A 1,280-nucleotide genomic window follows, 5' to 3' on the forward strand; every position below is an offset into this window, starting at 1 on the left:
TTGAACCGGCAAGCCGGCAGACCGTCAGCGGGGAAATCAGGACTTGAAACCGGGGATGGTTTATATTCCCTTTCCACCGCCGATAATGAAAGAGTGTTGATTCCCCGGTATCGGAAAGTTGATACCATAAACCTGGTGGTCAAAAGCATGGATATGGGTGATTTGACCGGTGACCATCAAACTGAAGTTGTGTTTACTGACAGTGAAAAAATCTATGTTTATACCTTGACCCGCAAAGGGTTGAAATTCCGTTATCGCTATCATTTTGACAAATGGGGGGAAATTATGAACCTCCAGGTTGTTGATATTGATGGAGACCAGAGGGATGAGCTGATTGTCAACACGGTTAAAGAAACTGAAGATGGTTTCTCCTCGTTCATTATTGGTTACCGCCAGGGGAAATTCCAGGTTGTTGCCAGTAATGTCCCCTTTGCCATGGGGGTGCTGGGCGGGCATTCCATTGCCCGGGGCGGGTATTTCCTCGGCCAGGTGTTCAGCATGGAGTCGGTGTTCGGTTCGCAGGTTTACCAGCTGAAATTAAAAAATGGTCAAATAAAAAGTACGAAAGCTTTTGCTGTTCCTCATGGTTTCCGGATTTGTGGAGCTTTATACGATGATATTAATGGTGACGGTCGGCGGGAGTTGTGCTTTGTCAACGAGCAAAGTTTCCTGGAAATTTACCAGGGCGGCAAGCGCCTGTGGATCAGTGACGAGCGGGTTGGCGGATCGTTGAATAATGTCCAGGTTGAGGTTGGTACCCCCAAGGTTTCTTATACCGATAAAAAACAGATTGATGTACCCTTGAGAGCTTGTGATCTGGATAGTGATGGCAAGAAAGAGATGCTGTTGGTGAAAAATACATCGTCCATGTCTACCGGCCTTGGCGAATATGGTTTTCTGAACAAAGGTTCGGTGATGCTGCTCAAACAGTCCAATGTTGGTTTTTCCCTGAGACCTTTGACCGGCAAGCTGGGCGGTCCCATACAGAGCCTCAACATTCTGGGGAAAGAATTATTTGTCACCATGGTGAAACGGGGCGATGATGTATTGAAAGTAAGTGGTGACAGCTACCTGCTGTCCTTCCCGCTGCCGGGGCGATAAAAAATTTACCATGAAGTACTTAATGCTGCCGGGATTGGGGACATTCTTGACTTCCCCGGCGCCGCGATAGCGGTGAAGGGCAAGTCAAGAGTGTCCCCACGCGAAGCAGGGCGAAGCAAAATCTCATCTAAGTGCTGCTTGGCACAATAAAAGAGGGACACTCCCCATTTTTCAGCCAC

At 48.1% G+C, this 1,280-nt stretch carries 1 protein-coding gene; it reads left to right on the top strand.

Features of this window, described 5'->3' with window-relative positions; genetic code table 11:
* Positions 1–1,101: FG-GAP-like repeat-containing protein (locus U9P07_09200; GenBank protein MEA2109580.1), on the top strand; the 1,101-nt coding region annotated here is incomplete at its 5' end.
* Positions 1,102–1,280 lie beyond the last annotated feature (179 nt).

The sequence above is a fragment of the Pseudomonadota bacterium genome (assembly GCA_034660915.1).
In the GTDB taxonomy this organism is placed as follows: domain Bacteria; phylum Desulfobacterota; class Anaeroferrophillalia; order Anaeroferrophillales; family Anaeroferrophillaceae; genus DQWO01.